Source organism: Kitasatospora sp. NPDC059462, assembly GCF_042749955.1.
Classification (GTDB): Bacteria; Actinomycetota; Actinomycetes; order Streptomycetales; family Streptomycetaceae; genus Kitasatospora.
The window spans coordinates 39,471-62,140 of sequence record NZ_JBHYUU010000018.1 but is presented as its reverse complement, the minus strand read 5'-3'; the positions used below and the strand labels follow the sequence as shown (position 1 = coordinate 62,140).

General features: G+C 71.4%; 20 protein-coding genes. 13 read left to right on the top strand and 7 right to left on the bottom strand.

Translation table 11 applies throughout. The features are described from left to right. Positions 1–142: 142 nt before the first annotated feature. Positions 143–892 carry a GntR family transcriptional regulator gene (locus ACFXAM_RS07970; RefSeq protein WP_380288563.1) on the bottom strand — a complete coding sequence of 250 codons (750 nt, stop codon included), beginning with the start codon at positions 890–892 and terminating at the stop codon, positions 143–145. Between the two features lie 104 nt (positions 893–996). Here ACFXAM_RS07970 and ACFXAM_RS07965 point away from each other — a divergent pair, with 104 nt between their 5' ends. Continuing rightward, positions 997–1,260: a hypothetical protein gene (locus ACFXAM_RS07965; RefSeq protein WP_380288560.1), complete on the top strand. Its 264-nt coding sequence runs from the start codon at positions 997–999 to the stop codon at positions 1,258–1,260. Between the two features lie 576 nt (positions 1,261–1,836). Then, entirely contained in the window at positions 1,837–3,039 is a 1,203-nt protein-coding gene (locus ACFXAM_RS07960; RefSeq protein ID WP_380288558.1) for an RNA-guided endonuclease InsQ/TnpB family protein, read from the top strand. A 54-nt stretch (positions 3,040–3,093) separates the two neighbouring features. On the opposite strand, the gene ACFXAM_RS07955 is transcribed toward ACFXAM_RS07960, so the two are convergent. Together ACFXAM_RS07955 and ACFXAM_RS07950 are read right to left on the bottom strand one after the other, a co-directional pair. Further along, entirely contained in the window at positions 3,094–3,747 is a 654-nt protein-coding gene (locus tag ACFXAM_RS07955) for an MBL fold metallo-hydrolase (protein ID WP_380288556.1), read from the bottom strand. 57 nt (positions 3,748–3,804) lie between these two features. Then, entirely contained in the window at positions 3,805–4,590 is a 786-nt protein-coding gene (locus ACFXAM_RS07950; protein ID WP_380288554.1) for a maleylpyruvate isomerase family mycothiol-dependent enzyme, read from the bottom strand. 279 nt (positions 4,591–4,869) lie between these two features. Between ACFXAM_RS07950 and uvrA the strand changes: the two genes are divergently transcribed. The 11 genes from uvrA (at position 4,870) to ACFXAM_RS07895 (ending at position 17,920) form a co-directional block, all read left to right on the top strand. Further along, entirely contained in the window at positions 4,870–7,785 is a 2,916-nt protein-coding gene (gene uvrA / locus ACFXAM_RS07945; protein ID WP_380288552.1) for an excinuclease ABC subunit UvrA, read from the top strand. A gap of 115 nt (positions 7,786–7,900) precedes the next feature. Then, entirely contained in the window at positions 7,901–8,329 is a 429-nt protein-coding gene (locus ACFXAM_RS07940) for a Rieske (2Fe-2S) protein (RefSeq protein WP_380288550.1), read from the top strand. Positions 8,330–8,380: 51 nt separating this feature from the next. Further along, positions 8,381–10,432 (top strand): excinuclease ABC subunit UvrC, encoded by a 2,052-nt coding sequence (gene uvrC / locus ACFXAM_RS07935; RefSeq protein ID WP_380288548.1) that lies wholly within the window; start codon positions 8,381–8,383, stop codon positions 10,430–10,432. A 199-nt stretch (positions 10,433–10,631) separates the two neighbouring features. Continuing rightward, entirely contained in the window at positions 10,632–11,462 is an 831-nt protein-coding gene (rapZ, locus tag ACFXAM_RS07930; protein ID WP_350567636.1) for an RNase adapter RapZ, read from the top strand. Positions 11,463–11,600: 138 nt separating this feature from the next. Next, on the top strand, positions 11,601–12,674 hold the full coding sequence (gene yvcK / locus ACFXAM_RS07925) for a uridine diphosphate-N-acetylglucosamine-binding protein YvcK (protein WP_380288597.1): 1,074 nt from the start codon (positions 11,601–11,603) through the stop codon (positions 12,672–12,674). Further along, complete coding sequence (whiA, locus tag ACFXAM_RS07920) at positions 12,665–13,645, top strand: DNA-binding protein WhiA (protein WP_209411690.1); 981 nt, start codon at positions 12,665–12,667, stop codon at positions 13,643–13,645. The genes yvcK and whiA overlap by 10 nt, the downstream gene beginning before the upstream one ends. A 306-nt stretch (positions 13,646–13,951) precedes the next feature. After that, on the top strand, positions 13,952–14,956 hold the full coding sequence (gene gap, locus ACFXAM_RS07915) for a type I glyceraldehyde-3-phosphate dehydrogenase (RefSeq protein WP_380288546.1): 1,005 nt from the start codon (positions 13,952–13,954) through the stop codon (positions 14,954–14,956). A 151-nt stretch (positions 14,957–15,107) separates the two neighbouring features. Then, positions 15,108–16,310: a phosphoglycerate kinase gene (locus ACFXAM_RS07910; protein ID WP_380288544.1), complete on the top strand. Its 1,203-nt coding sequence runs from the start codon at positions 15,108–15,110 to the stop codon at positions 16,308–16,310. Positions 16,311–16,317: 7 nt separating this feature from the next. Continuing rightward, positions 16,318–17,103, top strand: coding sequence for a triose-phosphate isomerase (gene tpiA / locus ACFXAM_RS07905; protein ID WP_380288542.1), 786 nt, complete (start codon positions 16,318–16,320; stop codon positions 17,101–17,103). An 87-nt stretch (positions 17,104–17,190) separates the two neighbouring features. Continuing rightward, positions 17,191–17,427, top strand: a complete 237-nt coding sequence (gene secG / locus ACFXAM_RS07900) for a preprotein translocase subunit SecG (RefSeq protein ID WP_380288540.1) — start codon at positions 17,191–17,193, stop codon at positions 17,425–17,427. A 157-nt stretch (positions 17,428–17,584) separates the two neighbouring features. Next, positions 17,585–17,920 (top strand): RNA polymerase-binding protein RbpA, encoded by a 336-nt coding sequence (locus tag ACFXAM_RS07895; protein ID WP_380288538.1) that lies wholly within the window; start codon positions 17,585–17,587, stop codon positions 17,918–17,920. A gap of 63 nt (positions 17,921–17,983) precedes the next feature. Here the strand turns inward: ACFXAM_RS07895 and pgl are convergent, their stop codons facing one another. The 4 genes from pgl to tal are packed head-to-tail and all read right to left on the bottom strand — an operon-like array spanning position 17,984 to position 22,626. Then, positions 17,984–18,772 (bottom strand): 6-phosphogluconolactonase, encoded by a 789-nt coding sequence (gene pgl / locus ACFXAM_RS07890; protein ID WP_380288536.1) that lies wholly within the window; start codon positions 18,770–18,772, stop codon positions 17,984–17,986. After that, on the bottom strand, positions 18,769–19,875 hold the full coding sequence (gene opcA / locus ACFXAM_RS07885; RefSeq protein WP_380288534.1) for a glucose-6-phosphate dehydrogenase assembly protein OpcA: 1,107 nt from the start codon (positions 19,873–19,875) through the stop codon (positions 18,769–18,771). The genes pgl and opcA overlap by 4 nt, the downstream gene beginning before the upstream one ends. After that, positions 19,872–21,428, bottom strand: a complete 1,557-nt coding sequence (gene zwf, locus ACFXAM_RS07880) for a glucose-6-phosphate dehydrogenase (RefSeq protein ID WP_380288595.1) — start codon at positions 21,426–21,428, stop codon at positions 19,872–19,874. The genes opcA and zwf overlap by 4 nt, the downstream gene beginning before the upstream one ends. A 58-nt stretch (positions 21,429–21,486) precedes the next feature. Then, the gene (tal, locus tag ACFXAM_RS07875; protein ID WP_380288532.1) at positions 21,487–22,626 is read right to left on the bottom strand and encodes a transaldolase; all 1,140 of its coding nucleotides are present in this window, start codon (positions 22,624–22,626) and stop codon (positions 21,487–21,489) included. Positions 22,627–22,670 lie beyond the last annotated feature (44 nt).

Genomic DNA, 22,670 nt, shown 5'->3' with positions numbered 1-22,670 from the left:
CCGCCGGGGCGGCGCGGTCGGCGCGCGCGGCGCCGTTTTTGCTGGCCGCCTGGGGGGGGCCCCCCCCCCGCCGGGGGGGGCCCCGCGACCGAGCAGCGGTCGCGGGCCCGCCCTTTCGCGTCCGGCGCCGATGCCCTGTGGGTTACGGGCGCTGACCGTACTCGGCGATCCAGCGTGAGCCGAGCAGCACGATGTCGGCGGTCTCGACCGGCCGGCCGGTGGCCTGGTCGTAGTAGGTGCGCTCGATCGCCAGGACGGGCACGGCTGGCGCGACGCCGAGGTTCTGGGCCTCGGACCGCGTCGCCTGGCGGGCGGTGACCCGCTCGACCGGAGTGCCGACTTCGATGCCGATGAGCGCCATGCGATCGGCGACCCCGATACCGGCGTGCGGGCCGGCCTCCGGCAGGACGATCAGGCTGCCGCCGGTGATCGCCATGGGCTCCCAGCTCTCGGCGAGCTGGGCGGGCTCGCCGTCGGCCAGGTAGGTGTAGCTGGTGTGCATCACCGGATCGCCGGGCTGGATCTCCAGCCGGTCCGCGATCCGGTTGTCGGCGGCACGAGGCTGCGACTCGTGCCGCCACGTGCCGGCCACGCCTTGCCGCGCGAGGGTGGCCCCGGTCGGCGAGCCGTCGCCGGGTGCCACGCGCTGGCGCCGGACCAGGGCGGCCAGTGGCTCCTGGGACTTGACGTAGTAGCCGGCGCCCGGGCGCGCGAGCACGAGCCCTTCGTCGATCAGCACGGCATAGGCCCGCTGGATCACGCCCGTCGAGACTTTGTGCTCGCGCTGGAGCGCACTGATGGACGGCATTCGATCGCCCGGCCGAAGCCTCCGGGAGGCGATGTGGCCGCGCAGGGCGTCCGCGACGTGCAGGTAAGAGGGTGTGTCGCTCACGCCTCGGCCTCCTCGCTCCGAATGGTGCGTTGCGGCTCACACCGTAACGCTCTTGGCGCTACCCTATCGATACGATTTCACTGTTCCGATAGAGGGGAGCGTCGGTGCAGATCAGCATGCGTACGAGCCTGCTCAAGGCCACCCTCGGTCAGGCCGCGGGGGCTCCCGTGCGAATCGCCAGGGGTAAGGCCGGCCGTGTCCGGCTCTCGACGACCGCGCCGGCCGACACGTCATCGACGCAATGGACCGAGGTGCTCGCCATCCTTCGGTCGGGCTGCGAGTGGGGCTCCACCGATGCCACGGGCGAGGTCATCGTCTGGGTCGAACTGGAGGACTTCAACATGATCGACGTGGGGGCTTGGTCGTGACCGCTGCCGCCGCCCGTCGGTCGGACTCGCTGGTCGGCATCGTAGTCCGCTGCGACGTCGGCAAGGCTGGGTGCTACGTCAGTGCCGAGTGCCAGTTGGATGCGCACTGGGCCTGTCCCGGCGGCATTCGGGATGAGTCGGGAGCCGCCGCCCTGGTGTGCCTGTGTATGGAGCCCGAATGCTTCTGCGCGCGGCACCTGTCAGGGGAGGTGAGATGAACGCGATTGGTGATCCTGCGGCCGAGTCCGGCGAGACCATCGGCTACTGCGTGGTGTGCGGTGAGTACGGTCGTGGCGTCTACTGCGGGCCGCTCAACGGCCATTCGGACACGATCGCTGATCACGTCGGGTGCGGTGGGCAACGCGCGGGCGGTCTCAGGTCGCGCCATCTGCCGTACGGAGGTCGTTGATCGCCTGGCGGGTCGGCCCCACAAGCCGACCAGCCAGGCGCGTGCTACCGGATCTCATCGTGGTGCATGGGGTGCGACGCGGCTCTGACCTACCGTCCCAGAGGGGCGGAGTTGTTGTCAGTGTTGTGTGCCAGGCTGATCAACGTACAGGCGAAAGGGGTGTTCACATGCAGCTCCGGTACTCATTCCGCCTGTATCCGAACGGGCCTCAGCGCGAGGCGTTGGCGAAAGCGTTCGGGTGTGCGCGGGTGGTCTACAACGATGCTCTTCGGGCCCGTGAGACCGCCCGCGCTGTAGGCGGACCATTCCCGAAGACCGGCGACCTGTCGAAGGCGCTGATCACCGAGGCGAAGAAGACCACCGAACGGGCCTGGCTCGGGGAGGTCTCGGCTGTGGTGCTGCAACAGTCATTGCGGGATCTGGACGCCGCCTACCGGAACTTCTTCGACGGATTGAAGGGCCGTCGCCCGCGCATGGGCGCTCCCCGTTTCAAGTCCCGCAAGGACAACCGGCAGGCCGTGCGATTCACCTCCAACGCCCGGTGGAGGATCACGTCCGGTGGTGACCTGTCGTTGCCGAAGATTGGCGACGTGCGGGTCAAGTGGTCTCGCACCCTGCCGTCAGTGCCGTCCACGGTCACAGTGGTCAAGGATTCTTCAGGGCGGTACTTCGCCAGTTTCGTCATCGAGACCGACCCCGTGCGCGACCTTTCCCGGATGCCTGCAACCAGAGGCCAGGTCGGCATCGACCTGGGCCTGACCCACTTTGTCGTCCTCTCCAATGGCACGAAGATCGACAGCCCGAAGGCGCTGCGCCGGGCCGAGAAGAAGCTCAAGCGTGCACAGCAAGCCCTGTCCCGCAAGGCCAAGGGCAGCAAGAACCGGGAGAAGGCCCGTGCCAAGGTGGCCCGCGCGCACGCGCGGGTGGCCGACCAGCGGCGCGAGTTCCACCACCAGCTCTCCACTCGGCTGGTCCGCGAGAACCAAGCGATCGCCGTGGAAGACCTGGCGGTCAAGGGGTTGGCCCGTACCCGGATGGCCAAGTCGATTCACGATGCCGGCTGGTCGGCGTTCGTCGCCATGTTGGAATACAAGGCCACCCGGTACGGGCGCGCCTTTCTGCGTATCGGCCGCTTCGAGCCGACCTCGCAGGTCTGCTCGCATTGTGGTGTCAAGGACGGCCCCAAACCCCTGCACGTCCGCGAATGGATGTGCAGGGCGTGCGGGACCGTCCTCGACCGGGACGTGAACGCGGCGGTCAACGTCGCCAAGGCCGCCGGACTGGCGGTGACAGCCTGTGGAGCGCAGGTAAGACCGGGGCCTTCCCGGCGCAGCGCATTGAAGCAGGAACCCACCGAGACGGTCGGATGACCGTGGTAGGAATCCCCGCCCCTGAGCAACAAGCTCAGGGGCGGGGAGCGGAAGTCACCAGCCGCGCTCGCGCCACTCGGGCAGGTGCGGGCGCTCGGCGCCGAGGGTGGTGTCGTTGCCGTGGCCGGGGTAGACCCAGGCCTCGTCGGGCAGGGCGTCGAAGATCTTCTCGTTGACGTCCCGGAAGAGGCTCGCGAAGGCCTCCTTGTCGCCCCAGGTGTTGCCGACCCCGCCGGGGAAGAGGCAGTCCCCGGTGAAGACGTGCGGGTGGCCCTGCGGGTCGTCGTAGACCAGCACGATCGCCCCGGGCGTGTGGCCGACCAGGTGCCGGACGGTCAGCGCGCAGCGGCCCACCGCGAGGGTGTCGCCGTCCGCGAGCGGCAGCGCGGTGGGCACCTCGATGCCCTCGGCGTCGTGCTCGCCGGCCGCGGTGCGCGCGCCGGTGGCGGCGACCACCTCGGCCAGCGCGCTCCAGTGGTCGCGGTGCCGGTGCGTGGTGACCACGGTGGCCAGGTTCTCGCCGACCGTCTCCAGCAGCACCGGCGCGTCCGCGGCCGCGTCGATCAGCAGCTGCTCGTCGGTGTCGCGGCAGCGCAGCAGGTAGGCGTTGTTGTCGTACGGGCCGACCGCCACCTTGGTGATGATCAGATGCGCCAGCTCGCGCACGTCCGGCGGTCCGCCGACCTTGACCGCTCCGTGGTACGTCATCCGTCCGCTCCTTGTCGGGTCTACAGGGTCGAGGTCATCTTCGCGCCTGGCGGCCGCTCAGCCCAGTGGGGGCAGGGCGGGCAGGGCGGTGTCGGGGGTGCGGCGCAGGCCGTCGCCGTCGGCGCGGCCGGAGAGCCAGGCGAGCAGGGCGCGGACCGGGCCCTCGACGGTCAGCGCGGGGGCGCCGGTGCCGATCACCGCGCGCTCGGCGGTGTCTTCGGCGAACAGCTCGACGGCGGGCAGGGCGGCGCCGGCCAGTTTGCCGGACAGGCGGCGGAACTCGGCGGAGGCGAACTCGGCCGGCCAGTGCGCGGGGGTGTAGCCGGCGTCCAGGTCGACGTGGTGGTACTCGACCTCCATGAGCCGCTTCCAGGGGATGTCGAAGGCCGGGAAGAGGTGGCCGCTGCGGTGGCGGACCTCGGTGGCCCAGGCCCCGTCGGGCAGCAGCGCGGCGGCCCGGGCGAAGCGCCCGCCGGTGGCGCGCAGGTCGGCGAGCTGGACCTCCGCCGGGCGGGGCGCGCCCTCCTCGATGCCCCGGTCGCGGGCCTCCTCGCTCGGGTACTGCGGGATGTCGGTGCCGGTGCGGGCGCCGTCCAGCAGGTTGACCAGGGAGTCGGCGTTGCGGGCGAGGTGGGCCAGGACGTGGCCGCGGGTCCAGCCGGGCAGCGCGGAGGGCTCGGCGACGGCGTCGGGCTTGAGCTCGCCGACGGTGTGCAGCAGGTGCCGGGTGCTCTCCTCGACCAGCGCGAGGTAACGCGCGGCGCGGGCGGCGGCGGCGCCGGAGGCGGACGCGGCGGCGGGGGAAGCGGCGGGGGAGGCGGCGGCGGACTGCGGGTCGGTCATCGGATCGGCCTTCCGTGGATGGCGGCGCGTTGCCCGCGCGGGGCCCCGCTCGTTGAGGGTGTGGCGCTGCGGGTGACGCTACCGTCGTTCCCCGGTGCTGAGCAGGGGCTTTCGCGGACCGCGCGTCAAGGCTTCGCGAGCTGTCCTCACTCGTTCGGGTGGACCCGGCTGGACATGGTCGTTAATCGAACGCGTGAGCTAGTAGGCTGGCTGCCGCATCCTGGAAGAAGTACACCTTTCGTTTCAGCCCTCTCGCCCCGGAGAAAGGCGCCAGAAGCAGTGGCCGACCGCCTCATCGTCCGCGGTGCTCGCGAGCACAATCTCAAGAACGTCTCGCTCGACCTGCCCCGCGACTCCCTCATCGTCTTCACGGGCCTCTCCGGCTCCGGCAAGTCCTCGCTCGCCTTCGACACGATCTTCGCCGAGGGCCAGCGCCGCTACGTCGAGTCGCTGTCGTCCTACGCCCGCCAGTTCCTCGGCCAGATGGACAAGCCCGACGTGGACTTCATCGAGGGCCTCTCCCCGGCCGTCTCGATCGACCAGAAGTCCACCAACCGCAACCCGCGGTCGACCGTCGGCACCATCACCGAGGTCTACGACTACCTCCGTCTGCTGTTCGCCCGGATCGGCAAGCCGCACTGTCCGCACTGCGGCCGCCCGATCGCCAAGCAGTCCCCGCAGGCCATCGTCGACAAGGTGCTCGAACTCGCCGAGGGCACCCGTTTCCAGGTCCTCAGCCCGGTGGTCCGCGAGCGCAAGGGCGAGTTCGTCGACCTCTTCGCCGACCTCCAGTCCAAGGGCTACGCCCGGGCCCGGGTGGACGGCGAGACGGTCCAGCTCGCCGAGCCGCCCAAGCTGAAGAAGCAGGAGAAGCACACCGTCGAGGTGGTGATCGACCGCCTCACCGTCAAGGAGAGCGCCAAGCGCCGGCTCACCGACTCGGTGGAGACCGCCCTGCGGCTGAGCGGCGGCATGGTCGTGCTCGACTTCGTCGACCTCCCCGAGGACGACCCCGAGCGCGAGCGGATGTACTCCGAGCACCTCTACTGCCCCTACGACGACGTGTCGTTCGAGGAGCTGGAGCCGCGCTCGTTCTCCTTCAACTCGCCGTTCGGCGCCTGCCCGGACTGCTCCGGCCTCGGCAACCGGATGGAGGTGGACCCGGAGCTGGTGGTGCCCGACGAGGAGCGCTCGCTGGACGAGGGCGCCATCCACCCGTGGTCCGGCGGCCACACCAAGGAGTACTTCCAGCGGCTGATCGACGCCCTCGCCGGCGAGCTGGGCTTCCGCACCGACATCCCCTGGGCCGGGCTGCCGGCCCGCGCCAAGAAGGCGCTGCTGTACGGGCACAAGCACCAGGTGCAGGTCCGCTACCGCAACCGGTACGGGCGCGACCGCTCCTACAGCACCGGCTTCGAGGGCGCGGTGCCGTTCATCCAGCGCCGCCACCAGGAGGCCGAGAGCGACTCCAGCCGCGAGCGCTTCGAGGGCTACATGCGCGAGGTGCCCTGCCCGACCTGCCGCGGCACCCGGCTCAAGCCGGTGGTGCTCGCGGTCACCGTCGAGGGCCGCTCGATCGCCGACGTCTCCTCGATGTCGATCAGCGACTGCTCGGACTTCCTCGGCGCGATGAAGCTCAACGCCCGGGACAAGCAGATCGCCGAGCGCGTCCTCAAGGAGGTCAACGAGCGGCTGCGCTTCCTGGTCGACGTCGGCCTGGACTACCTGTCGCTGGACCGCGCGGCCGGCACGCTCTCCGGCGGCGAGGCCCAGCGCATCCGGCTCGCCACCCAGATCGGCTCCGGCCTGGTCGGCGTGCTCTACGTGCTGGACGAGCCGTCCATCGGCCTGCACCAGCGCGACAACCACCGGCTGATCGAGACCCTCGTGCGGCTGCGCGACATCGGCAACACGCTGATCGTCGTCGAGCACGACGAGGACACCATCAAGATGGCCGACTGGGTGGTCGACATCGGCCCCGGCGCCGGTGAGCACGGCGGCAAGGTGGTGCACTCCGGCTCGCTGAAGCAGCTGCTCGCCAACAAGGAGTCGCTCACCGGCCAGTACCTCGCCGGCAAGCGCTTCATCCCGATCCCGGACACCCGGCGCGCGCGGGACAAGAAGCGCCAGCTCACCGTGCACGGCGCCCGCGAGCACAACCTCAAGGACGTCACGGTCGGCTTCCCGCTCGGCACCTTCACCGCGATCACCGGTGTCTCCGGCTCGGGCAAGTCCACCCTGGTCAACGACATCCTCTACACCCACCTCGCCCGGGAGCTGAACGGCGCCCGCACGGTGCCCGGCCGGCATACCCGGATCACCGGCACCGACCTGGTGGACAAGGTGGTGCACGTCGACCAGTCGCCGATCGGCCGCACCCCGCGCTCCAACCCGGCCACCTACACCGGCGTGTTCGACCACGTCCGGCGGCTCTTCGCGGAGACCCAGGAGGCCAAGGTCCGCGGCTACCTGCCCGGCCGGTTCTCCTTCAACGTCAAGGGCGGCCGCTGCGAGAACTGCTCCGGCGACGGCACCATCAAGATCGAGATGAACTTCCTGCCGGACGTCTACGTGCCGTGCGAGGTCTGCCACGGCGCCCGGTACAACCGGGAGACGCTGGAGGTCCACTACAAGGGCAAGTCCATCGCCGAGGTGCTGGACATGCCGATCGAGGAGGCGCTCGACTTCTTCGAGGCCGTCCCGGCGATCGCCCGCCACCTGCGGACGCTCAACGACGTCGGCCTCGGCTACGTCCGGCTCGGCCAGTCCGCGCCCACCCTCTCCGGCGGTGAGGCCCAGCGCGTCAAGCTCGCCTCCGAGCTGCAGAAGCGCTCCACCGGCCGGACCGTCTACGTGCTGGACGAGCCGACCACCGGTCTGCACTTCGAGGACATCAGCAAGCTGATCAAGGTCCTCACCGGCCTGGTGGACAAGGGCAACACGGTCATCGTCATCGAGCACAACCTCGATGTCATCAAGACCGCCGACTGGATCGTCGACATGGGCCCCGAGGGCGGCTCCGGCGGCGGCAGCGTGGTCGCCGAGGGCACCCCCGAGGAGATCGCCGCCGTCGCGGAGAGCCACACCGGCAAGTTCCTGCGCGACATCCTGCCGGGCGAGTTCGCCGACGCCCCGGTCAAGGCCCCGGCCAAGGCCCGGGCTCCGCGCAAGCGGGCCGCCGCGGCGAAGAAGTAGCCGGGAGACACACCCACGGCCGCCCCCGGACGCACCGGGGGCGGCCGTTGTCAGGCCGCATAGACTGCCGGGCGGCCCGCAGCCGCAGGCCACCGCGCGACCAGGAGCGAAGCACATGCCCGAGGCCCACGAGAGCCCCGCCCCCACCCGCCGCACCCTGCTCTGCGGAGCCGCGGCCGTCCTCGCCGCCGGGGGCACCGTCGCCGTCACCGGCTGCTCCTCGTCCGCCTCCGACTCCGGCGCCAAGTCCCCGGTCGACGTCGGCCCCGCCTCGGCCGTCCCGGTCGGCGGCGGCACCGTCTACCGCGAGAAGAAGATCGTCGTCACCCAGCCCGCCGAGGGCCAGTACAAGGCGTTCAGCGCCAAGTGCACCCACGCCGGCTGCATCGTCGACCAGGTCAAGAACCAGAAGATCCAATGCCCCTGCCACGGCAGCCTGTTCGGCATCACCGACGGCGCCGTGCTGGACGGCCCGGCCCCCACCCCGCTGCCCGAGTACACGGTGGAGGTCGAGGGCGGCAACCTCAAGGTGACCCCGCGCTGAAGCAGTTGATCTCCCGCACGCGCCCCCGGCCCGAGTCGGTACGGTGGACCCATGGCTGACCCGTCCACCTACCGCCCGGCGCCGGGCGCGATCCCGCTCTCGCCCGGTGTCTACAAGTTCCGCGACGCCCACGGGCGGGTCATCTACGTCGGCAAGGCCAAGAGCCTGCGGCCCAGGCTCTCGTCCTACTTCCAGGACCTCGCCGGGCTGCACCCGCGCACCGCCACCATGGTCACCACCGCCGCCTCGGTGGAGTGGACCGTCGTCTCCACCGAGGTCGAGGCGCTCCAGCTGGAGTACTCCTGGATCAAGGAGTTCGACCCCCGGTTCAACGTCAAGTACCGCGACGACAAGAGCTATCCGGAACTCGCCGTCACCCTCGACGAGGAGTACCCGAGGGTCCAGGTGATGCGCGGCGCGCACAAGAAGGGCGTGCGCTACTTCGGCCCCTACGGCCACGCCTGGGCGATCCGCGAGACCGTCGACCTGCTGCTGCGCGTCTTCCCCGTCCGCACCTGCTCCAACGGCGTCTTCAAGCGCGCCCGGCAGGTCGGCCGCCCCTGCCTGCTCGGCTACATCGGCAAGTGCGCCGCCCCCTGCGTCGGCCGCGTCTCGGCCGAGGAGCACCGCGCCCTGGCCGAGGACTTCTGCGACTTCATGGCCGGGCGCACCGGCAACTACCTGCGCCGGCTGGAGACCGAGATGCAGGAGGCCGCCGCCGACCTGGAGTACGAGAAGGCCGCCCGGCTGCGCGACGACATCGGTGCGCTCAAGCGGGCCATGGAGAAGAACGCCATCGTCCTCGCCGACGCCACCGACGCCGACCTGCTCGCCGTCGCCGAGGACGAACTGGAGGCCGCCGTCCAGATCTTCCACGTCCGCGGCGGCCGGGTCCGCGGCCAGCGCGGCTGGGTCACCGACAAGGTCGAGGACGTCGACACCGCCGGCCTGGTCGAGCACGCCCTCCAGCAGCTCTACGGCGGCGGCACCGAGTCCGTCCCCCGCGAGGTGCTCGTCCCCGCCCTGCCCGACCCCGTCGAGCCGGTCCGCGACTGGCTGGGCGGCCTGCGCGGCGCCCAGGTCGACCTGCGCGTCCCGCAGCGCGGCGACAAGAAGGACCTCATGGCCACCGTGCAGCGCAACGCCCAGCAGGCGCTCGCGCTGCACAAGACCAAGCGCGCCTCCGACCTCACCACCCGCAGCCGCGCCCTCCAGGAGATCGCCGAGGCGCTCGACCTGGACAGCGTCCCGCTGCGCATCGAGTGCTTCGACATCTCCCACCTCCAGGGCGAGGACGTGGTCGCCTCCATGGTGGTCTTCGAGGACGGCCTGGCCCGCAAGAGCGAGTACCGCCGCTTCCAGATCAAGGGCTTCGAGGGCCAGGACGACGTCCGCTCGATGCACGAGGTGGTCGGCCGCCGCTTCCGCCGCTACCTCCAGGAGCGCGAGCAGACCGGCGAGTGGGCCGTCCCCGAGCAGCCCGAGGGCCCGGAGGACGGACAGCACCCCGAGGACGGCCCGCGCACCGAGGACGGCCGCCCCAAGCGCTTCGCCTACCCGCCGCAGCTGCTCGTCGTCGACGGCGGGCAGCCCCAGGTCGCCGCCGCCCGGCGGGCCCTGGACGAACTCGGCATCGACGACGTCGCCCTGTGCGGCCTGGCCAAGCGCCTGGAGGAGGTCTGGCTGCCCGGCGAGGACGACCCGGTCGTGCTCCCGCGCAGCAGCGAGGGCCTCTACCTGCTCCAGCGGGTCCGCGACGAGGCCCACCGCTTCGCCATCACCTACCAGCGCGGCAAGCGTTCCAAGCGACTCACCGCCGGAGAACTGGACTCCGTCCCCGGCCTCGGCGAGACTCGCCGTCAGGCGCTGCTCAAGCACTTCGGCTCGCTGAAGAAGCTCCGGGCGGCCACCGTCGACGAACTCTGCGCCGTCCCCGGCATCGGCCGGCGGACGGCGGAGACCGTTGCGGCGGCGTTGTCGTCCCGTACACCTGCCGCACCCGCCGTGAACACCGCCACGGGCGAGATCATCGAGGACGGCGCCGACGAGCCGGCGCCCGCGGCGCCCGAGCCCGAGACCGCACCCATCCAGGAGACGCCATGACGGCCGACGCCGCCCGTCAGCCGGCGCGCCCCGGAGCCACTCGTCCGAGTGGGCCGGGGAAGCATGCCCGCGCGACGCGCGTTCTCCACAGCAGAACCACCGAGAGCGGGGAACCGAAGTGACCGTGTCCGATTACGGGGGCACCGCCAGGCCCGAGGCCGGCGGCGAGAACACCCCGGAGCTGGTGATCATCTCCGGCATGTCCGGGGCCGGCCGCTCCACCGCCGCCAAGTGCCTGGAGGACCTGGGCTGGTTCGTGGTGGACAACCTGCCGCCGGCCCTCATCCCGACCATGGTCGACCTCGGCGCCCGCTCCCAGGGCAACGTCGCCCGGATCGGCGCCGTCGTGGACGTCCGCGGCCGGCAGTTCTTCGACGACCTGCTGACCTCGCTGGACGAGCTGGAGAAGCGCGGCGTGCGGCTGCGCGTCGTCTTCCTGGACTCCTCCGACGAGGCGCTGGTGCGCCGCTTCGAGAGCGTGCGCCGCCCGCACCCGCTCCAGGCCGACGGCCGGATCGTCGACGGCATCGCCCAGGAGCGCGACCTGCTGCGCGAGCTGCGCGGCGAGGCCGACCTGGTGATCGACACCTCCAACCTCAACGTCCACCAGCTGCGCGCCAAGCTCGACGCCCAGTTCGCCGACCACGACGAGCCCGAGCTGCGCGCCACGGTGATGTCCTTCGGCTTCAAGTACGGCCTGCCGGTCGACGCCGACCTCGTGGTGGACTGCCGCTTCCTGCCCAACCCGCACTGGGTGCCCGAACTCCGGGCCCGCACCGGCACCGACGCGGACGTCGCCGACTACGTGTTCCAGCAGCCCGGGGCCAACGAGTTCCTCAACGGCTACGCCGAGCTGCTGCGCATCGTCACCGAGGGCTACCGCCGCGAGGGGAAGCGTTACATGACCCTTGCCGTAGGCTGCACCGGTGGCAAGCACCGCAGCGTCGCGATGTCCGAGCGCCTGACGAAGCGTCTCATCGCGGACGGAGTGGAAACGGTGCTCGTCCACCGTGACATGGGACGGGAGTAGCCGCCGCGCCCTGCCGGGCCGCCGGCGGAGGCCGGCGGCGGGCAACAGGAACGCGAGGTAGGTGTGACGGGATACGTGCCCGGGCGGCAGTTCCAGAACAAGACCGCCGACCGGAACGGGGCCCCGGCCCGGTCCACCGTGACCGGCCGGCCCCGGTCCGGGGCGGCCCGCACCGGCCCGGCCCGTCCCCACCCGGCCCCCCGGACCAGTCAGACGGCCCGGACCAACCAGGCGCCGAGGATCACCGCGCTCGGCGGCGGCCAGGGCCTGTCCGCCTCGCTCTCCGCGCTGCGCCGGCTCACCACCGACCTCACCGCCGTGGTCACCGTCGCCGACGACGGCGGCTCCAGCGGCCGGCTGCGCGAGGAGCTCGGGGTGCTGCCCCCCGGGGACCTGCGCAAGGCGCTCGCCGCGCTCTGCGGCGACGACGACTGGGGCCGCACCTGGTCCGAGGTGATCCAGCAGCGCTTCACCGGCACCGGCGAGCTGGGCGGCCACGCCGTCGGCAACCTGCTGATCGTCGCGCTCTGGGAGAAGCTCGGCGACCCGGTCGCCGCCCTGGACTGGGTCGGCCGGCTGCTCAACGTGCAGGGCCGGGTGCTGCCGATGTCGGCGGTGCCGCTGGACATCGAGGCCGTGGTCCGCGGCCACGACCCGGCCCGCCCCGCCGAGCTGGCCGCCGTCCGCGGCCAGGCCAGCGTCGCGGTCACCCCCGGCACCGTGCAGTCCGTGCGGCTGCTGCCGGCCGAGCCGCCCGCCGTGCCGGAGGCGGTCACCGCCGTCCGGGAGGCGGACTGGGTGGTGCTCGGCCCCGGCTCCTGGTTCACCAGCGTGCTGCCGCACCTGCTGGTGCCCGAGCTGGTGAAGGCGCTGGTGGAGACCCGCGCGCGCCGGCTGCTGACCCTGAACCTGGCCCCGCAGCCCGGCGAGACCGAGGGCTTCACCCCGCAGCGTCACCTGGAGGTCATCGCCGACCACGCTCCGGACCTGGAGGTGGATGCGATCCTTGTGGACGAGCGCGCCGTCACCGGCGGCGCCTTCGGCCAGGCGGACCTGGCCGGACTGGAGAAGGCCGCCGAGCGGATGGGAGCAGCCCTGGTGCTCGGCCGGGTCGCCCGCACCGACGGCACGCCGCGACACGACCCGGAGCTCTTGGCGGCGGCGTACGACCGGATTTTCCGGACACATGGAAGGATCGGGCCATGGCGATGACTCCAGCGGTGAAGGACGAAATCAGCCGGCTCCCGGTCACCCGGGCCTGCTGCCGCAAGGCGGAGGTGTCGGCGATCCTGCGATTCGCGGGCGGGCTGCACATCGTGAGCGGCCGGATCGTGATCGAGGCGGAGCTCGACACCGGAGCGGCCGCGCGGCGGCTGCGCAAGGACCTGCTGGAGATCTTCGGACACTCCTCGGACCTGGTCGTGATGGCCCCCGGCGGCCTGCGGCGCGGGAGCCGCTACGTGGTCCGGGTGGTCAAGGACGGCGAGCTGCTCGCGCGCCAGACCGGCCTCGTGGACGGCCGCGGGCGCCCGATCCGCGGTCTGCCCCCGGCCGTGGTCTCCGGCGCCACCTGTGACGCCGAGGCGGCCTGGCGCGGGGCCTTCCTGGCGCACGGCTCGCTCACCGAGCCCGGCCGCTCGTCCTCGCTGGAGATCACCTGCCCCGGCTCGGAGGCCGCCCTCGCCCTGGTCGGCGCGGCCCGCCGGCTCGGCATCCCGGCCAAGGCCCGCGAGGTGCGCGGGGTCGACCGGGTGGTGATCCGTGACGGCGACGCGATCGGCGCGCTGCTCACCCGGCTCGGCGCGCACGAGTCGGTGCTGGCCTGGGAGGAGCGCCGGATGCGCCGCGAGGTGCGGGCCACCGCCAACCGGCTGGCCAACTTCGACGACGCCAACCTGCGCCGCTCGGCCCGGGCCGCGGTGGCGGCCGGCGCCCGGGTGCAGCGGGCGCTGGAGATCCTCGGCGACGAGGTGCCCGAGCACCTGGCCGCCGCCGGCCAGCTGCGGATGCAGCACAAGCAGGCCTCGCTGGAGGAGCTGGGCGCGCTCGCCGACCCGCCGCTGACCAAGGACGCAGTGGCCGGCCGGATCCGCCGGCTGCTGGCGATGGCCGACAAGCGCGCCTCCGAACTCGGCCTGCCGAGCACCGAGGCCAACCTCACCGACGAGATGGCGCTGAACTGACGCCGACGGCCACACCCGGGGCCGAACCCTCCGCCGGTGTCCGCTCGCGCGGGCACCGGCGGAGCCGTGTCCGGGGGGTGGGACGGGGCCGCGCGCCCGGGCCCGCGCGGGGCCGGGACCAACTGCCCGGGAGGGCAAGGCCGGACGACCCGGAATTGTTGTGAACACGCGCCACGCCAGGGGTTGCGCGGGCGCCTGATGTGCTCTACCCGGCCTCGGAGGGGTAGGGTCATAGGCGGTCGGGGACATCCCAAAATTCCACCCCGTCGGCATAGCGTCCGGCGTACCTAACGAGGAGATCGGTTCGTGACGATCCGGGTAGGCATCAACGGATTCGGCCGCATCGGCCGCAACTTCTTCCGTGCGGTTCAGGCCCAGGGCGCGGACATCGAGATCGTCGGTGTCAACGACCTGACCGACACCAAGACCCTGGCGCACCTGCTCAAGTACGACTCGATCCTGGGCACCTTCCCGGGCGAGGTGTCGCACACCGCGGACAGCATCACCGTCGACGGCAAGACCTTCAAGGTCATCGCCGAGCGCGACCCGGCCAACCTCCCCTGGGGCGAGCTGGGCGTCGACATCGTCATCGAGTCGACCGGCATCTTCACCAAGGCCGAGGCGGCGAAGAAGCACGTCACGGCCGGCGCCAAGAAGGTCATCATCTCCGCGCCCGCCACCGACGAGGACATCACCATCGTCATGGGCGTCAACGACGAGAAGTACGACGGTGCCAAGCACACCGTCATTTCCAACGCCTCCTGCACCACCAACTGTGTGGCGCCGCTGGCGAAGGTGCTGAACGAGAACTTCGGCATCGTCAAGGGTCTGATGACCACGGTCCACGCGTACACCAACGACCAGGTCACCCTGGACTTCCCGCACAAGGACCTGCGTCGCGCCCGCGCCGCGGCCCTCAACATCATTCCGACCTCGACGGGTGCCGCCAAGGCGACCGCGCTGGTCCTGCCGGAGCTCAAGGGCAAGCTGGACGGCACCTCGCTGCGCGTCCCGGTCCCGACCGGCTCGATCACCGACCTGGTCGTCACCCTGGAGCGCGACGTCACCGTCGCCGAGGTCAACGAGGCCTTCAAGAAGGCCTCCGAGACCACCCTCAAGGGCATCCTGCAGTACACCGAGGACCCGATCGTCTCCTCCGACATCGTGAACTCGCCGTTCTCCACGATCTTCGACTCGCTGATGACCATGGTCCAGGGCAACCAGGTCAAGGTCTTCGGCTGGTACGACAACGAGTGGGGCTACTCGAACCGCCTCGTCAACCTGACCACCCTCGTCGGTGCCGGGCTCTGACGCAGCGGGAGCTGACGTGAAGTAGGGGGGAGGGCCCGGAAGGCATGTGCGAAGCCGACCGGGCCCTCCGTCTGCGCACCCTCAACTCCCCATGGACGGCACAACGTTGTGTCGTCCCCTGCTCCACCATCTCGCCAGGAGACCGAAGACCGTGAAGACCATCGAAGATCTGGACGTCGCCGGAAAGCGCGTGTTCGTGCGCGCCGACCTCAACGTTCCGCTTTCCGACGGCACGATCACCGACGACGGCCGGATCCGTGCCGTCGCCCCGACCATCGCCAAGCTCGTCGAGCGCGGCGCGAAGGTCGTCGTCGCCTCCCACCTCGGCCGTCCCAAGGGCGCGCCGGATCCGCAGTTCTCCCTCGCGCCGGTGGCCGTCCGCCTCGGCGAGATCCTCGGCAGGCCGGTCGCCTTCGCGGCCGACACCGTGGGCGAGAGCGCGAAGGCCACCGTCGCCGCCCTGGCCGACGGCGAGGTCACGCTGCTTGAGAACCTGCGTTTCAACGCCGGTGAGACCAGCAAGGACGACGCCGAGCGCACGGCGTTCGCCGGGCAGCTGGCCGCGCTGGCCGACCTCTACGTGGGCGACGGCTTCGGCGCGGTGCACCGCAAGCACGCCTCGGTGTTCGACCTGCCGGCGCTGCTGCCGCACGCGGTCGGCGACCTGATCGCCACCGAGGTGGGCGTGCTCAAGCGCCTCACCGAGGACGTCGCGCGCCCCTACGTGGTGGTGCTCGGCGGTGCCAAGGTCTCCGACAAGGTCGGCGTGATCGAGAACCTGCTGCAGAAGGCCGACCGGATCCTGATCGGCGGCGGCATGGCGTACACCTTCCTCAAGGCCCAGGGCCACGAGGTCGGCATCTCGCTGCTGCAGGAGGACCAGATCCCGACGGTCCAGGGCTACCTGGCGGAGGCGCAGGAGCGCGGCGTCGAGTTCGTCCTGCCGACGGACGTCCTGGTCTCCACCGAGTTCCCGGACCTGAAGACCAAGGCCCCGGCCACCTTCTCGGTCGTCGCCGCGGACGCGATCCCGGCCGACCAGGAGGGCCTGGACATCGGCCCGAAGACCCGCGAGCTGTTCGCGGCGAAGCTGGCCGACGCGAAGACGGTGTTCTGGAACGGTCCGATGGGCGTCTTCGAGCACCCGGACTACGCCGACGGCACCAAGGCCGTCGCGCAGGCCCTGCTCGACAGCGACGCGTTCTCCGTGGTCGGTGGCGGGGACTCCGCCGCGGCCGTCCGCATCCTGGGCTTCGACGAGACGAAGTTCGGGCACATCTCGACCGGCGGTGGCGCGAGCCTGGAGTACCTGGAGGGCAAGCAGCTCCCCGGTCTCACCGCCCTGGAAGGCTGAATCACGCATGACTGAGCGTCTCCCGCTGATGGCGGGCAACTGGAAGATGAACCTCAACCACCTTGAGGCCATCCAGCACACCCAGAAGCTGGCCTTCGCGCTGGCCGACAAGGACTACGAGTCGGTCGAGGTGGCCGTCCTGGTGCCGTTCACCGACCTCCGCTCGGTGCAGACCCTGGTCGACGGCGACAAGCTGAAGATCAAGTACGGCTCGCAGGACATCTCGCAGCACGACGGCGGCGCCTACACCGGCGAGGTCTCCGGGCCGATGCTGTCCAAGCTGAAGTGCACCTACGCGGTGATCGGCCACTCGGAGCGCCGCCAGTACCACGGCGAGAACGAGGAGATCGTCAACGCCAAGGTCAAGGCCGCCTACCGCAGCGGGATCACCCCGATCCTGTGCGTCGGCGAGCCGCTGGAGGTCCGCAAGGCGGGCACCCACGTCGAGCACACCCTGGCCCAGCTCGACGGCGCCCTGAAGGACGTCCCGGCCGCGCAGGCCGAGTCCGTCGTGGTCGCCTACGAGCCGGTCTGGGCGATCGGCACCGGCGAGGTGGCGACCCCCGAGGACGCCCAGGAGGTCTGCGCCGCCATCCGCGCGCGGATCGCCGAGCTGTACGACGCCGAGCTGGCCGGCAAGGTCCGGGTGCTCTACGGCGGTTCGGTGAAGTCGTCGAGCGCGGCCGGCCTGATGGCCAAGCCGGACATCGACGGCGGCCTGATCGGCGGAGCCTCGCTGGACGCCGACGAGTTCGTCAAGATCGTGCGGTACCGTGAGCAGGCAGTAGGCTAACGCCGCCGCAGCAACGTAGGCTTTGGGGCCGGACCACCCGACGTGGTCCGGCCCCTTCGCCGAAGATACGAGAGAGTTGGTCCCGTCGTGGTTATCGGGTTCTCGATTGCCCTGATCGTCTTCAGCCTGCTGATGATCCTCCTGGTGCTGCTGCACAAGGGGAAGGGCGGTGGCCTGTCGGACATGTTCGGTGGCGGCGCGATGTCCACCGGCGGCGGCTCGGCGGTGGCCGAGCGCAACCTCGACCGCATCACGATCGTGGTCGGCCTCGCCTGGTTCGCCAGCCTCGTGGTGCTCGGCCTGGTGCTGAAGTACAAGGGCTGACATAACTCTGACGCCCCGTCGCCCCGCGGCCTATCCTGGACAGGTCCGGGGCGGAGCCGGTGGTGGCGCATGCTTAACTCCTGCTTACACTAGGACGACTTTCGCCACCGATGCGCGTCGCGCGCGTCGGCGCACCAGCACGCAGGGGAGTCAGACCGTGGCAAGTGGCAACGCCATCCGTGGCAGCAGGGTCGGAGCCGGCCCGATGGGTGAGGCGGAGCGCGGCGAATCCGCCCCCCGCAACCGGATCTCCTTCTGGTGCGCGAACAAGCACGAGACCCGGCCGAGCTTCGCGGCCGACGCGGTGATCCCGGAGACCTGGGACTGCCCGCGCTGCGGCTTCCCGGCCGGCCAGGACGAGCACAACCCGCCCGCGCCGTCCCGCAACGAGCCGTACAAGACCCACCTCGCCTACGTCCGGGAGCGGCGCACCGACGCCGACGGCGAGGCGATCCTGGCGGAGGCGCTGGCCAAGCTGCGCGGCGAGATCTGAGCACAGGCGAACGCCGGAGGGCGTCACCCCCGCGGGGGTGCCCCCCTCCGGCGTTCCCGGGCCTCAGGCCGAGGCCGGGGGGTACAGCTGGGCCGGCAGCCCGGACGCCGCGGCGCGGTCCAGCAGCCACAGGGTGCGGCCGGTGCCGTGCGCGCCGGAGGCCGGCGCCTGGAGCTCGCCGGGGCCGGACAGCGCCATCGCCACCGCGCCGGCCTTGTCCTCGCCGGCTGCCAGCAGCCAGACCTCGCGGGCCGCGCGGATGGCCGGGAGGGTGAGCGAGATCCGGGTCGGCGGCGGCTTCGGCGCGCCGCGCACGCCGATCACCGTCAGCTCGGTCTCCCGCACGCCCGGGTGCTCCGGGAAGAGCGAGGCGACGTGGGTGTCCGGGCCGACGCCGAGCAGCAGCACGTCGAAGGCCGGGACACCGGCCCGGTCGCCCGGTCCGGCCGCCTTCGCCAGCTCCTGCGCGTAGCGGGCCGCCGCGGCGTCGACGTCCGAGCCGTCGGCACCGTCCGAGGCGGGCATCTCGTGCACCCGGGCCGGGTCGAGCGGGACGGCGTCCAGCAGCTCGGCGCGGGCCTGCACGGCGTTGCGCTCCGGGTCGGCGGAGGGCACGAACCGCTCGTCGCCCCACCAGAGGTCCAGCCGCGCCCAGTCGACCGCGTCGCGCGCCGGGGAGGCGGCGATCGCGGCCAGCAGGGCGTTGCCGTTGCGCCCGCCGGTGAGCACCACCGAGGCGGTGCCGCGGGCGGCCTGGGCGTCCACGATCCGGGTGATCAGGCGGGCCGCGGCGGCCTGGGCCATCAGCTCCTTGTCCCGGTGGACGACCAGCTGCGGGGTGGCCGCGGTCATGCCTCCGCCTTCTTGGCGGCGCGCTTGCCGGCGGCCTTCTTCGCGGTGCCGGTGGCCGCCTCGGCGGTCACCCGGGCCGGGTTGGCGACCTGCTCGCCACCCTGCTCGCCGCCCTGCGCGGCGGTCTCGTCGACCGCCCCGGCGACCTCGGCCGCGGCCGCCTGCTCGGCGTTGTCCGGCTCCTTGAGCCGGTCCACGGGCGTGCGGACGGCGGCGGCGTAGATGTCGTCCGGGTCGAGCCGGCGCAGCTCCTCGGCGATCAGCTCCGAGGTCTCGCGCCGCTTGAGCGCCACCTGGCGGTCCGGCGAGCCGGGCATGGACAGGGTGCCCATCAGGCCGTCCGGGCGGTCCAGGGTGATGTCCCCGTCCTTGGTGCGCAGGTGCACCGCGGTGATGCCCGGGCCGTTGGTGACGACGCGCTCGACCGGTGCGTGCAGCCGGGTGTGCAGCCACAGGCCGAGCAGTTCGACGCTGGGGTTGTACGACTCGCCCTCGACCACCGCGGAGGTGATCGTCGACGGCCGCTGGTCCAGCGCGGCGGCCAGCATCGAGCGCCAGCCGGTGATCCGGGTCCAGGCCAGGTCGGTGTCGCCCGGGGTGTAGCTCTGGGCCCGCTGGGCGAGCTGGCCGACCGGGGACTCGGCGGTCACGGCGTCGGTGATCCGGCGCTGGGCGAGCGCGCCCAGCGGGTCCTGCGCCGGGTGCAGCGGCGCGTTGTCGGGCCACCAGACCACCACCGGGGCGTCCGGCAGCAGCAGCGGCAGGACGACCGACTGGGCGTGCGCGGCGAGCTCGCCGTGCATCCGCAGGACGACCGTTTCTCCGGAGCCGGCGTCGGAGCCGACCAGGACCTCGGCGTCGAGGCGGGTCTCGGCGCGGGCCCGGGGCGAGCGCCCGGCGCGCTTGATGACCGCCAGGGTGCGCGAGGGGTGCTCGCGGGAGGCGTCGTTGGCCGCCTTGAGGGCGTCGTAGGCGCTGCCCTCGTCGGTCACGATCACCAGGGTGAGCACCATGCCGGCGGCGGTGGCGCCACTGCCCCGGCGGGCCTCCATGAGCGCTGCGTTGATCTTGCCGGACGTGGTGTTCGTGAGGTCGATCTTCATGGCCGGCGCCAGCTCCTGCCGTCTCGTGCGAGCATCTCGTCCGCCTCGGCCGGGCCCCAGGTGCCGGCCGCGTACTCGGCGGGCTTGCCGTGGGTGTCCCAGTACTTCTCGATCGGGTCGAGGATCTGCCAGGAGAGCTCGACCTCCTGGTGACGGGGGAAGAGGTTGGCGTCACCGAGCAGCACGTCGAGGATGAGCCGCTCGTACGCCTCCGGGGAGGACTCGGTGAAGGACTCGCCGTAGGCGAAGTCCATCGTGACGTCCCGGACCTCGAAGGAGGTGCCCGGCACCTTGGAGCCGAACCGCACGGTGACGCCCTCGTCCGGCTGCACCCGGATGACCAGGGCGTTCTGCCCCAGCTCCTCGGTGGCGTAGGAGTCGAACGGCAGGTACGGGGCGCGCTGGAAGACCACCGCGATCTCGGTGACCCGCCGGCCCAGCCGCTTGCCGGTGCGCAGGTAGAACGGCACGCCCGCCCAGCGGCGGTTGTTGATCTCCAGCTTGATGGCCGCGTAGGTGTCGGTCTTGGACTCCGGGTCGATGCCGTCCTCGTCGAGGTAGCCGCCGACCTCCTCGCCGCCCTGCCAGCCGGCCGTGTACTGGCCGCGCACGGTGTGCCGGCCGAGGTCGGCCGGGAGCTTGACGGCGCTGAGCACCTTGAGCTTCTCGGCCACCAGCGCCTTCGGGTGGAAGGACGCCGGCTCCTCGATGGCGGTGAGGGCCATCAGCTGGAGCAGGTGGTTCTGGATGACGTCACGGGCCGAGCCGATGCCGTCGTAGTAGCCGGCCCGGCCGCCGATGCCGATGTCCTCGGCCATGGTGATCTGCACGTGGTCGACGTACGACCGGTTCCAGATCGGCTCGAACATCTGGTTGGCGAAGCGCAGCGCCAGGATGTTCTGGACGGTCTCCTTGCCCAGGTAGTGGTCGATCCGGAAGACCTCGTCCCGGGGGAAGACCTCGTGGACGATCCGGTTCAGCTCCTGGGCGGACTCCAGGTCGTGACCGAACGGCTTCTCGATGACGGCGCGCCGCCAGGAGCCGTTCGGGGGGTCGGCCAGGCCGTGCTTCTTGAGCTGCTGGACGACCGTGGGGAAGAACTTCGGCGGGACGGACAGGTAGAAGGCGAAGTTGCCGCTGGTGCCCTGCGCCTTGTCCAGCTCCTGGATGGTCTCGCGGAGCTTGTCGAAGGCCTCGTCGTCGTCGAAGGTTCCGTGGACGAAGCGCATGCCCTTGGCGAGCTGCTGCCAGACCTCCTCGCGGAAGGGGGTGCGGGCGTGCTCCTTGACCGCGTCGTGGACCTCCTGGGCGAAGTCCTCGTCCTTCCACTCGCGGCGGGCGAAGCCGATGAGCGAGAAGCCCGGCGGCAGCAGGCCGCGGTTGGCCAGGTCGTAGACGGCCGGCATCAGCTTCTTGCGGGACAGGTCACCGGTGACCCCGAAGATGACCAGGCCGGACGGCCCCGCGATGCGCGGGAGCCGCCGGTCGGAGGGGTCGCGAAGCGGGTTGACGGGGGCGGACGGGAGGTCTTCCGCGTCCGACTCCGACGTCAACTCGGGGAAATCAGTGCTCACTTGATGGGCTCCGCTTTCGTGCGCTGTGAGCAGGGGGTCACTTCTCGTCGGCGAAGGAGGCGAGCGAGGCGGTGACGGTGTCGAGCAGTTCCTTCCAGGACTGCTCGAACTTCTCCACACCCTCGTCCTCCAGCACCTGGACCACGTCGTCGTAGTCCACGCCGGCGGCGGCGACGGCGTCCATCACGGCCTTGGCGTCGGCGTAGTTGGGGACGATGGTGCCGCCGGTGACCACGCCGTGGTCGTCGGTGGCGTCCAGGGTGGCCTCGGGCATCGTGTTGACGGTGCCGGGGGCGATCAGCTCGGTGACGTACAGGGTGTCCGGCAGGGCCGGGTCCTTGACGCCGGTGGACGCCCAGAGCGGGCGCTGCGGCTTGGCGCCGGCGGCCTCCAGGGCCTTCCAGCGGGCGGTGCCGGCGGTCTTGCCGTCGACGGTGCCGAAGACCTCCTCGTAGGCCTGGTAGGCGAGGCGGGCGTTGGCGAGGGCGGCCTTGGAGCGGAGGTCCTTGGCGTCGCCGCCGATCTTCTCCAGGCGCTTGTCGATCTCGGTGTCGACGCGGGAGACGAAGAAGGAGGCGACCGACTCGATCTGGGAGAGGTCCAGGCCCTTGGCCTTGGCGGCCTCCAGACCGGTCAGGTAGGCGTCGATGACGGCCTTGTAGCGCTCCAGCGAGAAGATCAGCGTGACGTTGACGCTGATGCCCTTGCCGATGACCTCGCTGATCGCGGGCAGGCCGGCCTTGGTGGCGGGGATCTTGATGAAGACGTTCGGGCGGTCGACCAGCCACCACAGCTGCTTGGCCTCGGCGACGGTGGCGGCGGTCTCGTGGGCCAGCCGCGGGTCGACCTCGATGGAGACCCGGCCGTCGCGGCCGTTGGAGGCGTCGTAGACCGGGCGCAGCACGTCGGCGGCGTCGCGCACGTCCGAGGTGGTGATCATGCGGATGGCCTCGTCGGTGGTGACCTTGCGGACGGCGAGGTCGCGCAGCTGGCCGTCGTAGGAGCTGTCGCCCCCGCCGATGGCCTTCTGGAAGATGGTCGGGTTGGTGGTCACGCCCACCACGTGCTTGTGCTGCACCAGCTCGGCGAGGTTGCCGGTGTTCAGCCGCTTGCGGCTGAGGTCGTCCAGCCAGATCGCCACGCCTTCGTCGCTGAGGCGCTTCAGTGCGTCAGTCATGGTGCTTCCGTCCCTTAGTGCTTCTTCTTGCTGTGGTGTTGTGG

What these genes read in the sequence shown, in the direction of transcription:
- uvrC (WP_380288548.1), top strand. Translation starts at nt 8,381, where the DNA reads ATGGCTGACCCGTCCACCTACCGCCCGGCGCCGGGCGCGATCCCGCTC.
- ACFXAM_RS07955 (WP_380288556.1), bottom strand. Translation starts at nt 3,747, where the DNA reads ATGACGTACCACGGAGCGGTCAAGGTCGGCGGACCGCCGGACGTGCGC.
- tal (WP_380288532.1), bottom strand. Translation starts at nt 22,626, where the DNA reads ATGACTGACGCACTGAAGCGCCTCAGCGACGAAGGCGTGGCGATCTGG.
- tpiA (WP_380288542.1), top strand. Translation starts at nt 16,318, where the DNA reads ATGACTGAGCGTCTCCCGCTGATGGCGGGCAACTGGAAGATGAACCTC.
- ACFXAM_RS07960 (WP_380288558.1), top strand. Translation starts at nt 1,837, where the DNA reads ATGCAGCTCCGGTACTCATTCCGCCTGTATCCGAACGGGCCTCAGCGC.
- pgl (WP_380288536.1), bottom strand. Translation starts at nt 18,772, where the DNA reads ATGACCGCGGCCACCCCGCAGCTGGTCGTCCACCGGGACAAGGAGCTG.
- rapZ (WP_350567636.1), top strand. Translation starts at nt 10,632, where the DNA reads ATGTCCGGGGCCGGCCGCTCCACCGCCGCCAAGTGCCTGGAGGACCTG.
- opcA (WP_380288534.1), bottom strand. Translation starts at nt 19,875, where the DNA reads ATGAAGATCGACCTCACGAACACCACGTCCGGCAAGATCAACGCAGCG.
- ACFXAM_RS07950 (WP_380288554.1), bottom strand. Translation starts at nt 4,590, where the DNA reads ATGACCGACCCGCAGTCCGCCGCCGCCTCCCCCGCCGCTTCCCCCGCC.
- whiA (WP_209411690.1), top strand. Translation starts at nt 12,665, where the DNA reads ATGGCGATGACTCCAGCGGTGAAGGACGAAATCAGCCGGCTCCCGGTC.
- ACFXAM_RS07940 (WP_380288550.1), top strand. Translation starts at nt 7,901, where the DNA reads ATGCCCGAGGCCCACGAGAGCCCCGCCCCCACCCGCCGCACCCTGCTC.